The sequence below is a fragment of the Candidatus Binataceae bacterium genome (genome assembly GCA_035500095.1).
Classification (GTDB): domain Bacteria; phylum Desulfobacterota; class Binatia; order Binatales; family Binataceae; genus JAKAVN01.
Window position 1 is genome coordinate 1 of record DATJXN010000110.1, and the last position, 13,291, is coordinate 13,291.

Consider the following 13,291-nt stretch of genomic DNA (forward strand, 5'->3'; position numbering starts at 1 on the left):
TTTGCCGACTGGGTCGCACCGAGAGCAAGGAGTTCCCAGACTACTCCCCTCCTCGCACACGCATGAAGCGGGGCCTTGGCGCAGTCCCGTGACCGCCCGGGAAGTTAGCGGACAAAGAGTGCGCCTGCTCTCGCTATCTTATCGAGAACGCGCCGTCGATCAAAAGTTCTGTGCCGGGCTATGTTGTCCTAAAGGTCAGGTTGCCAGATGCTCACATGACGATGGCGCGGGATCGACGCGACTAGAGAGATAAGCCGCACAATGTGAACACCGCCCGGGCTCGGGCACTGAAGACTACGGAACGTGACCACGAAACGCTCGACAGGTCACGCGCACGGTCAGCAGTTGAAAAAGAGGAGAGGAGCAAACCTGCTCTGTTGAGCTGACAATGCCCAAATTTCTGATAGGCAGAATAGTCGTTATCCTGCTTTCCTCGCTGATCTTTTACTTCGCAATCGCCGGGCTGAAGTCTGGCGAGATACGATCGCGAGGGTACATGTTCAAACGCGACAAGAATCCTTTCGGCTATTGGTTCACCGTTTTGACCAGCCTGGTGGGGCCAGCGGCCATCATCTACCTGCTGCTGACCAGATGATGTACCAGCCCGTGGGACCGATGAATAGTGTGCAACCGGCTCAGTCAGAGCCGCTAACGGATAGAAAAGCCACCGTCTATGAGGAAGTCCGCGCCGGTCATGTTGTCCGACGCCGATGACGCGAGGAAAATCACTGCGCCCTTCAGCTCTTCCGCTTCGGCGAAGCGTCCGCGCGGCGTCCGCTGGACCATCTCCTTCAGCAGCCACTGGTAATCGGCGCCCGTGCGAATCCATTCGGTCATGTCGGTCGAGACCCATCCGGGCGCGAGCGCGTTGACCTGGATATTGTGCGGGCCAAGCTCGATCGCGAGCGAGCGGGTGAGCTGCGCAAGCCCGCCCTTGCTGACCGCGTAGGATGGAAAGACGCCGCTCCCGAAAGCGGAGGCGAGACTCGTCACATTAATGATCTTGCCCCCCTTGCCGCGCTTGATCATCGATTGGGCCGCGTACTTGCAAAAAAAGAAGGCCGTGTTGAGATTGACCGCAAGCACGCCGTCCCAGTCCTCTTCCGAGGTATCGACCACGCTGGTGAGCGTCGCGTAGGCGGCGTTGTTGACCATGATATCGACCGGGCCGAGTTTGCGCTCGACTTCGTCGAAAGCGGGCTTGAGTTCGCTCCGCTGCTTGAGATCGACCTGGAGCGCCAGCGCAGGCACGCCGAGTGCCTGCAGTTCATTGAGCGTCGAGCGGCTCTTTTCCTCGTCGCGCGCGAGGATCGCGACCGCAGCTCCGGCTTCGGCGAGCCCCAACGCGAGTCCGCGCCCGATTCCGCGATTGCCGCCGGTGACGATCGAGACCTTGCCGCTCAGATCGAACATCTTCGGAAATGCTTTGGGAAACGCCATCGCCCGAACCCTCCGGCAATAACTATTGATTGATGTCCGCGCGAGCTGCTTTGCGCCCGCCCAGCGCCGCTTCGCGTCCGTTGGACGCAGCCGCTGCGGGTCTTTATATTGGCCTGTCGGAGTTGGCCAAGTCGAGCGCCGCGCGGCGCACGGACGCGGCGCGAAATCAGCAAGGGGATGAATCACGATGGGGCTTAGAACGGCGGAGCAATACAAGGAATCGCTGCGCGACGGGCGCGCCGTCTATCTGCGCGGCGCGAAGGTCGCCGACGTGACCAAGGATCCCGTGATCGGAATCGCGGTCGATCACGCCTGTATCGACTACCGGATGGCCGAGGATCCGAAGTACCGCGGGCTCGCCGTGATGCACGACGGCTCCGGCGAATACAGCCGCTACTTCCATCTGCCGCGCAATTCCGACGATCTGCTCAAGCGCAGCGAACTCATCGCGGCCTCGACCCGCGAAGGCGCGACCCTGGTCGTGCTGATCAAGGAGATCGGCACCGACGCGCTCTACGCGCTGCATATCGTGGGCGAGCGGATGGCGGCCGCGGGCAAGCCCGAATACCGCGAGCGCATCGCGAAGTACCATCGCTATTGCCGCGACAACGATCTCGCGGTCGCGGTGGCGCAGACCGACGTCAAGGGTGACCGCTCGCTCGGGCCCACCGCGCAGGAGCATCCCGACTACTACGTGCGCGTGGTCGAGGAGCGGCCTGACGGCATCGTGGTCCGCGGCGCCAAGGTCCACACCTCGGTCTCGACCAACACCAACGAAGTGATCGTGCTGCCGACGCGCGCGATGAAGGCCGAGGACAAGCCCTACGCGGTTGCCTTTGCGCTGCCGATCAACACGCCGGGGCTGAAGCTCATCGCGAGTCCGCACGGCTCGAGCCACAAGAACCAGTTCGAACATCCGTTGAGCGCCGGGCACAAGATGATGGAGACGCTGACGGTATTCGACGACGTCTTCGTGCCGAAGGATCGCGTCTTCCTCTGCGGCGAAATCGACTTCGCGGGGCTGCTGGCGCTGACCTTCGTCCGGTACCATCGCTTCACCGCAGTCTCGTACAAGCTGCCGCTGCTCGAACTGATGGCGGGTGCCGGCTACGCGATAGCGGAGGCCAACGGCGTGCTGCGCGCGGCCCACGTGCGTGACAAGCTGACCCATCTGGCGGCCTATCACGCGACCGTGCGCGGCCTTATCGAGCACGCGGCCAACTCCTGCACGATCGAGGACGGCCTCGCGGTGCCCAACACGCTGCTCACCAACATCGCCAAGTACCACTTCGCGCACAACTACCATCAGGCGGTGCAGATCGTGCAGGACCTCGCCGGCGGATTACTGGTGACCGCGCCCGCCGCCGAAGACCTGACCAGCGAGGCAACCCGCGCTTACGTGCTGAAGTACATGGGCGGCGCCAAGGGCTTCGACGCGGAGAAGCGCCTGCGGCTGCTCAATCTGATCGGCGATCTGACGGCGTCGGACTTCGGCGGCTACCAGGAGGTGCTGGCGGTGCATGCCGAGGGCGGTTTCGAGGCGGAGAAACTCCAGGCTTACCGCGAGTATGATTTCAAGACCGTCGCGGCTTACGCGCGCAAGCTCGCGGGGGTGTGAAACGGCGCCCTTCTAGGTCTGGATCAGCTCGACGACCGTTCCGTCCGGGTCCGTCATGCAGACGAAGCCGGCCTCGCTGCCCTCCGCGTGGAACATCTGCGGCTCGGAGAGAAACCTGACGCCCCGGGCTTTAAGCTCCTGGTAGTCGGCGAGCAGCGTCTTTGTGCGGAGCGCGATCCGGCAGTATCCGATATTGAACAGATCCGGGTACGGGCGGCCGTGGCTCGGCGGGACCTTCCATTCGATAAGGTCGAGGCGCGTCGCATGCTTGTCGTCGCCGAGCATCATCAGCACGGCGCGCCCGCGACAACCCTTGCCGGCGCCCAATCCGCGCGCCAACTGCTCGTCGCCGAATTCACCGAAGTCGCGAACCACCCGGAAGCCGAGAATCTCGTAGAAATCGAGCGAGCGCTCGAAATTGGTGACGTTGAGGTTGATGTGGAAGATCGACCTGGTGTTCGGCATCTACGCATCCCCTCCACCATACGCGCGCTTTAAGGCAGCCTCGACGATACGCCCGGCGCGATGTTCGCGGCGCCGGCGTCGGCCGTCACGATGGCCGTCGCCAGGCGCGCCGCCAGCAGGCTGAATCTCGGGAGCTGCGCGCGAGCGCGGCTCAGGCGTCGCTCTTGCGCAGCTCGACCGTGTTGCCGTCGGGGTCGAGCACCCAGATCTGGCGGCCGAGACGGCGCTGGTCTTCCGCTTTCAACTGCGCGCGCATCGCGTCGCCGTCGAGGAATGGCACGCCCATCTTCTTGAGCTCGGCTTTGGTCGCGTCGAGATCCTCGACCTCGATCGCGATATGGGGACCGGTCGGATCGGGCCCCTGGCGCTTCTCGCTGACGATCAGGTGAATCTGGCCGCTGCCGATCCCGTACCACATGCCCTTGAAGCTGAAATCGGGACGCGGGATGGGCTTTAGGCCGAGCACCTTCTCGTAAAAGGCGCGGCTTTTATCGACGTCGGCGATCCTGAAGGCTGAGTGGGACAAGTCAACCGGCTTGTGCATCTGGACCTCCCGTGGCGGCGCCGGATTTGCGCACGAACTCTTCGCGTTGCGCCGCTCGCGATACGCTCGTAACCCACTTCTAGTGAATTTCCGCGCCGCCTGCCACCACTATCGAAGTGCCGGTGACGTTGTCGGCGCGGGCCAGGTAAACCACCGCCTCGCCGATATCGGCGGGCGTCTGCTCGCGCCCGAGATAGCACATCGTGCCCACCGTGTTGTCGAACAGCGACTCGGCGTTGCCGCCCCACGCCTTGCTCAGGTACTGGTTGAGCACGTCGGTCCACATCGCAGTGCGCAGCAGCCCCGGGCATACGGCGTTGACGCGGATATTGGCCGGGCCGAGCTCCTCGGCCAGCGCCTGCGTGAGCGCCATCACGGCGAACTTGCTCGCGCAGTACGCTGAGAGGCCGCCGCGCGAGGTCTTGCCGGCAATCGACGCGATATTGACGATCGCGCCTTCCTTCTTGCGCAAAAGATGGGGGATCGCGGCCTTGGAGCACAGAAAGGGCCCCTTGGCGTTGACCGCCATCACGCGGTCCCACGCCTCCTCGGAAAACTCGGCCACCGGGCCGGCGGCGATGATGCCCGCGTTGTTGACCAGGACGTCGATCGAGCCCAGCGCCTTCACGGTCTCGGCAGCCATCCGCTCGCAGTCGGCAAGGCGCGTCACGTCCGCGAGGATCGCCGCAGCCTTGACGCCGCGGGAGTTTACCTCGTCGACCGCGCTTTGAAGCTCGCCATGCGCGGCCAGGTTATAGGTCAACGCCGGATCGCGGGGATTCCCGAGATCGACCAGCGCGACGTTGGCGCCGGCCTCGGCGAGTTTGAGCGCGATACCGCGCCCGATCCCGCGCGCCGCTCCGGTGACGATAGCGTTTTTGCCCTTGAGTTCCATCGCGCCTGCCCTCCTTTCCGCTATTTAGCACGCCCGGCTCCCAACGCGGCAAACCCACCGATCCCGCGCCGTGCAAAGGCTCGCGCGCTGAGCTATATCAGGAACCTGCGTCGAACGAATTTCGCTCCGGACAAACGCAAGAGGAATACAGCAGATGGACATCGGCTTTCTGATGGCGGCGACGGCGGAGTGCGGCGACCTTGCCGAGATCGCGCGCGCCGCCGAGCAATCGGGTTACGAATCGCTCTGGATGGCGGAGCATCCGGTGATTCCGATCGGCATGAAGACGCAGTTCCCCTTCACGCCCGACGGAAAACTTCCCGACCATTATGCGCGATGGGCCGATCCGTTCATCGCGCTCGCTGTTGCCGCGGCCGTGACCAAAAGGATCAAACTCGGCACCGGCGTCTGTCTCGTCCCGGAACGCGAGACGCTGATCACGGCCAAGATGGCGGCGAGCCTCGACCTCGTCTCGGGCGGACGGTTTTTGCTGGGGGTCGGCGCGGGATGGCTCCGCGAGGAGACCGAAGCGATGGGCGCGAACTTCGGCCTGCGCTGGAAGCGCACGCGCGAAGGAGTCGAAGCGATGCGCGTCCTGTGGACCAAACGCGAAGCTTCCTACCAGGGCGAAATGGTCAGGTTTGCGCCGCTGCGCTCGGAGCCCAAGCCGGTGCAGAAGGCGGGCCCCCCGGTGCTGCTGGGAGCGCATGGCCCAAAGGCGCTCGAGCGCGTGGCGCGCACGTACGACGGATGGATGCCGCTGGTAGCGAGCGCCGAGGAGCTTAAGGCGAGCGTCGCGGAATTGCGCCGCCTCGCGGCCGAGCGCGGGCGCGACCCCGGCTCGATCGCGATCTCGCCGCTGGTCGATCCGGGCGAGAATGGTCCGTCGGCGGATGAAATCAAACGCTATCGCGACGCAGGCGCGAGCCGTCTTATCTTAATCTCGCAGAAGGCGCTTGCGGAGGTCGCGGACGGCAAGGCGCTCGAATGGATGCGGCGATGGGCGCCGGCGGTCGAACGCGCGCGAGCGATCTGAAAAGAACACCGACCTGAAAACGCATCCCCGCCTGAAGGCGCACTGAGGATCGCTTCGCGCGCGCGGTCGCTTTCGACGACCCATGTCGCCCGCTTTACGAGCGGGCGTGAGCGGAGTGGCGCCGGCTCTTTTCGCGCGTCCACTCGGCGAGTTCGTCGTGGGCGTCGCGCTGGTACTTCCGGAGCGTCGGATGAGCCTCCGGCAGCGTCGGCGTGGTCAGCTCGAGGCGGATCCCGTTGGGGTCGAAGAAATAGATCGACTTGATGAAGTGATGGTCGGTCGGCCCCAGCACGTCGATACCGGCCGCGGTGAGCCGCGCCTGTGCGGCCTCCAGTTCGGCGAGCGAGCCGACGCGCAGCGCGAGATGGTTCACCCACTCGGGCGTGTTGGGCGACGGCGCCGCGCTCTGATTGTCGCCGAGGTCGAAGAACGCGACGCACGAGCCGTCGGTCATGCGAAAGAAGATGTGCGCGTGCGGGCAGAATTCCCGGGTGCTCGGTACGCGGTCCTGGCGGATGACGTGGACCAGCGGCAGGCCGAGGAGGTCCTCGTAGAAATGCCGGGTCTCCTCCGCGTCGCGGCATCGATAGGCGAAGTGATGCAGTCCGTTGATCGGAACGAACGAAGGCATGCCGTCACCTCCTGACCGTAACTATCTGCGCGTAACTATCAGTCGGGGCCGTCTGGAACGCAAGCAGCCTTCAGGAGTGGCGACAGGACAGACTTGCGTCGGATGACGCTGCGTCCTATAGGAAATCTGGATGATGGGTCGGCAAGGGGACCGCGCAACAAATTGCAGGAGGAGGCGCCGATGGCTCCAAAATGGCAGGCAAAGGGTGATTATTTCGAGACGTGTAACTGCCAGACCTTGTGCCCATGCATATTTCTGAGCCCTCCAACCGAGGGAAACTGCACTGTTCTTGTCGGCTGGCATATCCAATCCGGCAAATTCGGAGATGCTTCTCTTGATGGATTAAACGTCGCCGCGTTCTTTTATTCGCCCGGACCGATGCACCAGGGGAACTGGAGCGCCGCCCTGTACCTGGATTCTCGAGCCTCGTCCGAACAAAGCGACGCCCTCCTCAAAATCTTCTCCGGACAGGCAGGTGGGGTGCCCGCGGCTCTCCATCCGCTGATCGGAAAGGTGCTGGGTGTTAAGAGCGCTGAAATCGCCTACAACGCAAACGGCCGAAAACGCCACATGACGATCCAAGGCGTCGGCGAATCGGAGATCGAAGCGCTCGAGGGGGCCGGCGGGGCGGATGTGACGATCAGCAATCATCCGCTCGGGATCGCTCCGGGCCATCCGAGCATCGTCTCACGTTCAAAGCAGCTCAAGTTTCGCGACCATGGCTATACGCTCGATCTCAGCGGCAGAACCGGACAGTTTTCTCCGTTCACCTATGAAGGCTGAGCCGTAAGCTTCTCCGGCGCGGCGGCTCGGGAGAACTCGGGTCGCGCCGAACCAGGCGCAGTAATGACTCCGGACGGCTCGCACGCGACCTCTCGATACCAAACCGGCGCGCCGCCGCAACTTCCCTCACGCGAGCGCCTAACCGTGTGGGCCGGCATATTGTCCGTTACGGCCGTCTCCTGGTTTGTGCTCGTTCGCATGCCGATGCCGTATGGGGGTATTAGCAACGGGACTATGACCGGCATGACCGCGGTCGCGAGTGGCGGAGGCGCTCCGTGGTCGCTTCGCGACGCTGAACTCGTCTTCGTCATGTGGACGGTCATGATGGCGGCGATGATGTTGCCGAGCGCGGGCCCGACGCTAGAGATGCATGCGCGAATCGCGCGCGGCCGCGGCGCTGGGCAGAGCCGGCGCACTTGGCTTTTTGCGTTGGGCTACCTGCTCGCCTGGACAGGTTTCGCCGCAGCCATAGCCGCGGTGCAGTATCTTCTGGAGCGTTCGGGGATCATCGGTGACGCGATGCGGATGGGACCGTTGGCCGGAGGGCTACTGCTGATCGCCGCGGGCATCTACCAGATTACTCCACTGAAGCAGGCGTGCCTGACGAAGTGTCGCACGCCGCTCGGCTTTTTCATGACGCAATGGCGCGCCGGCGACCGTGGCGCGATTCTGATGGGTTTGAACCACGGGATGTTCTGCGTCGGATGTTGTTGGCTGCTCATGGCGCTGATGTTTGTGGGCGGCGTTATGAACCTCGCATGGGCGGCGGCGCTCGCTATCTTTGTCCTGCTCGAAAAGGCGGCGCGTTGGGGCGGCGCCGTGTCCCGCGTTTGCGGCTTGATTATGGTGGTGGCGGGACTTGCGCTCGCCGCCCTCGAATGAGGAGTCTCGGGAACCGGCACGCCGGAAGCGACGCCTTGATAAATGAGATCGCCGATCGGGTCAGGATAAAATGTCTGGGTATTGTAGTGCGCCGAGTAGGCCAATTGATAATCCCAGTCCGAACCCCAGGTTCCGTTGAGGGCTAGAACGCCGAAGTAGTCCTGCTGATTCAACCCGGAATTGATGGCGCTCGACGGATAGGCAGCGGGATTTATGTGCTTAAGCTGGTACTGAGGCGTCTGGTTCGCCTGATTCGGGAACTGGTTGAACGCAAGCGTCATTCCGTAGATAAGGCTGAGCTTCATTGTCGGCACCGGGGTGTAGGTCAGGTAGGCGAAGCTCTGTCCGTGAGTCACCGCGTCGTGGATGGGATCGGGTGCTGGCACTGCTGAGCTGAAGCCAAGGTTGGATTGCTGGAAGAGGCCGGTCAGGTAATAGCTGAAATTACCGTCGCATCCGCCGAGTTCGAAGCTTCCCTGCGCCGTATCGCGCTGCCCGCCGAAGATTGTCACGCTGTTATGCGTATCATCGCAGCCATTCCTGGTGCGAATGTCGGTGATTCCCGAGGAGTGGTATCCGTAACGCGCCGGCAGCACTCCGTCGATTAGAGTGACGCTCCGGACCAAATAGGAGTTCAGCAGCTGAGTGAAGGTCGGATCGGTATTCAGATCGAGGGGCAGCATGATTCCGTTCGTCTGGTACTGGATGCCCATGTGCTCGCCGCGAATGTGAATCTCCTGGTTTTGATCCAGCGCCACGCCGGGCATTTGCAGGACCACTTCATTCAGTGCAGTTGCCTGGCCTTGGGGCAGATTTGTGATGTCATGCTCCGTGAGCGTGTACTTGTTCGTTCCGGTTGATGAGAGACTGTTCTGTGCGCCGATGCGGCTCGCGGTCACCGGAAAGCTCAACGCCTGGCAGGATTCCTGTGTAATCTCCACGCCGCTCTGGCGACTTTGCGGTAGCATGAGCAGTACGGTCGCGGGCCTGAAGCCGGTACTTTGCGCGGTTATCGAATAGGTCCCGGCGCGTGGTTGTTTGAACTTGAACAGACCGTGATCGTCGCTCGTCGTCGCTCCGATGATTCTTCCAGCGTCGGACTGGAGGGTGATGGTCGAACCCGCCAGCGGCCTTCCAAGAGAGTCCTTCACGAAGCCGGAAACGAACTGGCGGGCGGGTGGTGTGAGTTCTGCGCTGCGCAGGGCGCAGCGCGGAAGAGGATGGCCACAAAAAGGAGCGCAGCGAAAATCCGAAGCGGAAAAAAAGCCATTGGCGTTACCCCGTGCCCAGACCGCCCACAAACAAGGTCCGCGACGAGCGCCCTACGGCCGGCACCAATGCCTGCCGCCATCAGTCACGCGGGTGGCTTTCCGACACCTCTAACGGCTGGTCTGGAAGAGGTCAAGTCGATTCCGGGATTCCAGTTCCAGCCGCAAGCGGCCGGAGTACGGACGACTGCACTTCGCGACGCTGTAGAACGCGACCGGCTACCTGCGCATGCATGCGTTGCTCCGCCGCAATCGATGCGGGTTGGAGCGTTGCCACCGCTCAGTTAAGCGCCAATTCACCGGGTTTTGAGCAGCTATTTGCGTCGTTCGACAGATATCGTCCGTTGATCCCTCTCGAGTTCTTCTTCGTACGCTTCGCTGCGAGAGTTTTTCGTGAAGACAGCCCCTATGATCAATGTGAAGCCGACTAGTCGAAGGAGGTACGCGAAGATGTGGTTCTCCTCCACGCCGAACAGCGCAATGATCGCGGTGTTGAGCGCGAACAACCAGAATGCGCCGGCGAATAGCCCAAAGAAGATGTCGCGGGTGCGATTCCAGAAACGCAGGAAGAACAGCCCCGCTACGGCGAACCCCATCGTGGTAAGTCCCGAAATGAATCCGTTCATGGGCGGTCTGCTTCCCAAATGAAGCCGTAGAGCAGAACCGAGATTGACGCGAGAGCGGAAAAACCGCGCGCCAAGCGCAGGTCGATTGTGGGAAAAAAGACAAAATCAGCGACCAGCAACAGATTGTTGGCAGCGAGTCCGACAAAACACAGGGTACTCCAGAAGAGCAGCGGATTCCGATCCTTCAGGTAGTTACGCAGCAGCAGAACCATGCAGAAAATGCTGGCAGCGCTGCATAGCAGATATACCGTTGGGGCTAACATCCTGTGCTACTACCTCCTCAATTTGAAACCTCTGGCAAAGCTTTGCGCGCTTGGCTCTGGCGTTCTGAAAATTTCATTGATCAGCTTGATCCGGTTTTGGGCGTACGCGGCAGCCACCCGCTCAACAAGCCGCTCCAGTTCAGATACGGCGGGGTGATAGCGAAATACGTTTCGTGCGGTCTCAAGAACCAGTCCCTTCTTCACGAAGTCGGGCAGGATCGCTTGCACAAGTGTTTCGCTGGCACGCAATTCGCGCGTGAGATCGGCGACACTCCAAGCTCGATCGTTCTCGCGCCGCATGAGAAAGAGAAGTTCCAGCGCCCATACGGAACTGAACGAGCTTCGGACGAATTTGAGTGTTTCGGCAGAGATCGTATCGCCTGACATATGCGATTGACCCGTCCCAACATCTCTCCCGTTTACAGAAAACAGGCTGTCGACAAGGTCTGAGCGAGGGCGCTCCCCCCCGGGCCCCCACGCGCGATCGTCTTTGCGTCGCGTCTAGTCGAAGGCGCTGAGGCCCGTGATATCGCGGCCCAGCACCAGCGTCTGCACGTCGAAGGCGCCTTCGTAGGTGTTGACGGTCTCGAGGTTCAGCATGTGGCGGATGACCGGGTATTCGGTCACGATTCCGTTGGCGCCCAGCATGTCGCGCGCCATCCGCGCGACCTCCAGCGCCATCCCGACGTTATTGCGCTTGGCGAACGAGACCTGCTCGGGCCGCATCTTGTTGGCGTCCTTGAGCTGGCCCAGGCGCAGACAGATGAGCTGCGCCTTGGTGATCTCGGTCAGCATCGCGACCAGCTTGTTCTGCACCAGCTGGTAGCCGGCGAGCGGACGCGTGAATTGCTTGCGCGCCTTCGTATAGTCGAGCGCGCAATGGTAGCAGGTGCGCGCGGCGCCGATCGCGCCCCATGAAATTCCGTAGCGCGCCTGCGTCAGACACGAGAGCGGCGCGCGCAGTCCGCGCGCCGCGGGCAGCCGCGCCCCGTCGTCCAGCCGCACGTCGTCGAAGATCAGTTCCGAGGTCACCGAGGCGCGCATCGAGAACTTGCCGTGGATGTCCCTGGTGGCGAAGCCGGACTTGCCGCGCTCTACCAGGAAGCCGGTGATGCCCTCGGGAACCTTGGCATAGACCACCGCGACGTCTGCGATCGAGCCGTTGGTGATCCATCGCTTGGTTCCGTTGAGCACCCATCCGTCGCCATCGCGATGCGCGCGCGTCTCCATCCCGCCCGGGTCGGAGCCGTGGTCGGGTTCGGTCAGCCCGAAGCATCCGATGAGCTTGCCCTTGGCCATCTCGGGCAGGTAGCGGAGCTTTTGCGCCTCGGAGCCCCAGGCGTAAATCGAATACATCGCGAGCGCGCTTTGCACCGATGCAAACGAGCGCAGCCCCGAATCGCCAGCCTCCAGTTCCTGCATGATGAGGCCGTAAGCGATGTTGTTCATTCCGGCGCATCCGTAGCCCTTCAGGTTGGCGCCGAAGAAGCCAAGCTCGGCCATCTGCGGCACTATTTCCTTGGGGAAAGTTTCGCTGGCAAAGTTGCGCTCGATAGTCGGCAGTACTTCGCGCTGTACGAATTGCCGCACCGTGTCGCGGACCATCCGTTCCTCGGGCCCGAGCATCTCGTCAAGGTCAAGGAAATCCAAATCTTTCAATGAATCCGCCATCTTATGACTCCTGAGGAAACGTAGGGGCGAGGCCCTAAGAGAAATCGCGGCAGGTCGACGGCCGTATTGCCTCAGCTATAAGTATCAATTAGCCTTATGCAAGACCCCAATTCGTATGCACATCGAGACACTAAAAGTCTTTTGCGACATCATCGAGAGCGGAAGCGTTTCTTATGCCGCTTCACAAAACTTCGTCACCCAGTCGGCGGTCAGTCAGCAGGTCCGCAGTCTGGAGGAGAAGTATGAGTGTCGATTGTTAGAACGGGCGCGCGCGGGTGTCAAACCGACTCCGGCCGGGCAGATTCTTTACAACTCGAGCAAGGAAATCGTGCGCCGGTTCATGGAACTGGAGAACCGGCTGCGCGAGATCGGATCGGTCGTGGCGGGATCGATCCGGGTCGGCACCGTTTACAGCGTCGGATTGCATGAACTGCCGCCCTACCTGACCGAATTCCTGCGCACCTATCCCCAGGTGAACGTGCATCTGGAGTACCTGCGCTCCAATAAGATCTATGAGGACCTGATCGAGGGTAAGATCGACCTCGGCGTGGTGGCCTATCCAGCCAAGCGCAGCCAGATCGTCACGATCGCCTTTCGCTACGACGAACTGGTGCTGGTGGTGCCGCCCGATGACCCGCTGGCCAAGCTTAACAAGGTCAGCGTGAGCGCGCTTGCTGGCCTGAAATTCGTCGGTTACGAGCGGGACATCGCAACCCGCAAAGCGTCGGACCGCATCCTGCGCGAGCACGGAGTCAAGCCGCATTACACGATGGAGTTCGACAATATCGAGACCATCAAGCGTGCGGTTGAAATCGGACAGGGTGTCGCGATCGTGCCACTATCGACGGTCGAACACGAAACCGCTCGCGGCTCGCTCAAGATGCTCGAGTTTGCCGAAGGCACCTTCACGCGGCCGCTCGCGATCATCTACAAGCGCGGGCGGGAACTTTCGCCGGCAGTGCGGAAATTCGTCGAGGTCCTGACCTCGGCCAAAATTCAATCGCCCGGCACGCGCACCGAGAAGGGCGACGGCGGCAACGGCCGCAGCGAAGCTCGCGCCGAACGTCCGGATAAATCCGAGCGCCAGGACAGGTCAGACAGGGCCGACAAGGGCGAAAAACCCGACCGGGCCGAGAAGGCCGAACGGGCCGAACGCGCATAAAACGCAA

15 protein-coding genes are annotated in these 13,291 nt (G+C 62.2%); 5 read left to right on the forward strand and 10 right to left on the reverse strand.

The window, feature by feature from the left end; all coding sequences use genetic code 11:
• The first annotated feature begins 388 nt into the window (after positions 1-388).
• On the forward strand, positions 389-595 hold the full coding sequence (locus tag VMI09_10820) for a hypothetical protein (GenBank protein ID HTQ25180.1): 207 nt from the start codon (positions 389-391) through the stop codon (positions 593-595).
• Positions 596-648: 53 nt separating this feature from the next.
• On the opposite strand, the gene VMI09_10825 is transcribed toward VMI09_10820, so the two are convergent.
• Positions 649-1,440 carry an SDR family oxidoreductase gene (locus VMI09_10825; protein HTQ25181.1) on the reverse strand — a complete coding sequence of 264 codons (792 nt, stop codon included), beginning with the start codon at positions 1,438-1,440 and terminating at the stop codon, positions 649-651.
• A 187-nt stretch (positions 1,441-1,627) separates the two neighbouring features.
• Here VMI09_10825 and VMI09_10830 point away from each other — a divergent pair, with 187 nt between their 5' ends.
• Entirely contained in the window at positions 1,628-3,058 is a 1,431-nt protein-coding gene (locus VMI09_10830) for a 4-hydroxyphenylacetate 3-hydroxylase N-terminal domain-containing protein (GenBank protein ID HTQ25182.1), read from the forward strand.
• Positions 3,059-3,070: 12 nt separating this feature from the next.
• Here the strand turns inward: VMI09_10830 and VMI09_10835 are convergent, their stop codons facing one another.
• The 3 genes from VMI09_10835 to VMI09_10845 all read right to left on the reverse strand — a co-directional run bounded on the left by VMI09_10835 (position 3,071) and on the right by VMI09_10845 (position 4,962).
• On the reverse strand, positions 3,071-3,523 hold the full coding sequence (locus tag VMI09_10835; GenBank protein ID HTQ25183.1) for a VOC family protein: 453 nt from the start codon (positions 3,521-3,523) through the stop codon (positions 3,071-3,073).
• Between the two features lie 151 nt (positions 3,524-3,674).
• On the reverse strand, positions 3,675-4,067 hold the full coding sequence (locus tag VMI09_10840; protein ID HTQ25184.1) for a VOC family protein: 393 nt from the start codon (positions 4,065-4,067) through the stop codon (positions 3,675-3,677).
• Positions 4,068-4,146: 79 nt separating this feature from the next.
• The gene (locus VMI09_10845) at positions 4,147-4,962 is read right to left on the reverse strand and encodes an SDR family NAD(P)-dependent oxidoreductase (protein ID HTQ25185.1); all 816 of its coding nucleotides are present in this window, start codon (positions 4,960-4,962) and stop codon (positions 4,147-4,149) included.
• Between the two features lie 154 nt (positions 4,963-5,116).
• Between VMI09_10845 and VMI09_10850 the strand changes: the two genes are divergently transcribed.
• Entirely contained in the window at positions 5,117-5,998 is an 882-nt protein-coding gene (locus VMI09_10850; GenBank protein HTQ25186.1) for an LLM class F420-dependent oxidoreductase, read from the forward strand.
• Between the two features lie 94 nt (positions 5,999-6,092).
• Here the strand turns inward: VMI09_10850 and VMI09_10855 are convergent, their stop codons facing one another.
• Positions 6,093-6,629 carry a VOC family protein gene (locus tag VMI09_10855; protein HTQ25187.1) on the reverse strand — a complete coding sequence of 179 codons (537 nt, stop codon included), beginning with the start codon at positions 6,627-6,629 and terminating at the stop codon, positions 6,093-6,095.
• Between the two features lie 180 nt (positions 6,630-6,809).
• On the opposite strand from VMI09_10855, the gene VMI09_10860 reads away from it, so the two are divergent.
• The gene (locus VMI09_10860) at positions 6,810-7,412 is read left to right on the forward strand and encodes a DUF1326 domain-containing protein (protein HTQ25188.1); all 603 of its coding nucleotides are present in this window, start codon (positions 6,810-6,812) and stop codon (positions 7,410-7,412) included.
• 569 nt (positions 7,413-7,981) lie between these two features.
• On the opposite strand, the gene VMI09_10865 is transcribed toward VMI09_10860, so the two are convergent.
• The 5 genes from VMI09_10865 to VMI09_10885 all read right to left on the reverse strand — a co-directional run bounded on the left by VMI09_10865 (position 7,982) and on the right by VMI09_10885 (position 12,122).
• Positions 7,982-9,595, reverse strand: a complete 1,614-nt coding sequence (locus tag VMI09_10865; GenBank protein HTQ25189.1) for a TonB-dependent receptor — start codon at positions 9,593-9,595, stop codon at positions 7,982-7,984.
• 281 nt (positions 9,596-9,876) lie between these two features.
• Entirely contained in the window at positions 9,877-10,158 is a 282-nt protein-coding gene (locus VMI09_10870; GenBank protein ID HTQ25190.1) for a DUF5985 family protein, read from the reverse strand.
• Positions 10,159-10,184: 26 nt separating this feature from the next.
• Entirely contained in the window at positions 10,185-10,451 is a 267-nt protein-coding gene (locus VMI09_10875) for a DUF5985 family protein (GenBank protein HTQ25191.1), read from the reverse strand.
• A 9-nt stretch (positions 10,452-10,460) separates the two neighbouring features.
• Positions 10,461-10,838: a hypothetical protein gene (locus VMI09_10880; GenBank protein HTQ25192.1), complete on the reverse strand. Its 378-nt coding sequence runs from the start codon at positions 10,836-10,838 to the stop codon at positions 10,461-10,463.
• Between the two features lie 114 nt (positions 10,839-10,952).
• Positions 10,953-12,122 carry an acyl-CoA dehydrogenase family protein gene (locus tag VMI09_10885; GenBank protein ID HTQ25193.1) on the reverse strand — a complete coding sequence of 390 codons (1,170 nt, stop codon included), beginning with the start codon at positions 12,120-12,122 and terminating at the stop codon, positions 10,953-10,955.
• A 115-nt stretch (positions 12,123-12,237) separates the two neighbouring features.
• Here VMI09_10885 and VMI09_10890 point away from each other — a divergent pair, with 115 nt between their 5' ends.
• Positions 12,238-13,284 carry a LysR substrate-binding domain-containing protein gene (locus VMI09_10890; protein ID HTQ25194.1) on the forward strand — a complete coding sequence of 349 codons (1,047 nt, stop codon included), beginning with the start codon at positions 12,238-12,240 and terminating at the stop codon, positions 13,282-13,284.
• The last annotated feature ends 7 nt before the right edge of the window (positions 13,285-13,291 follow it).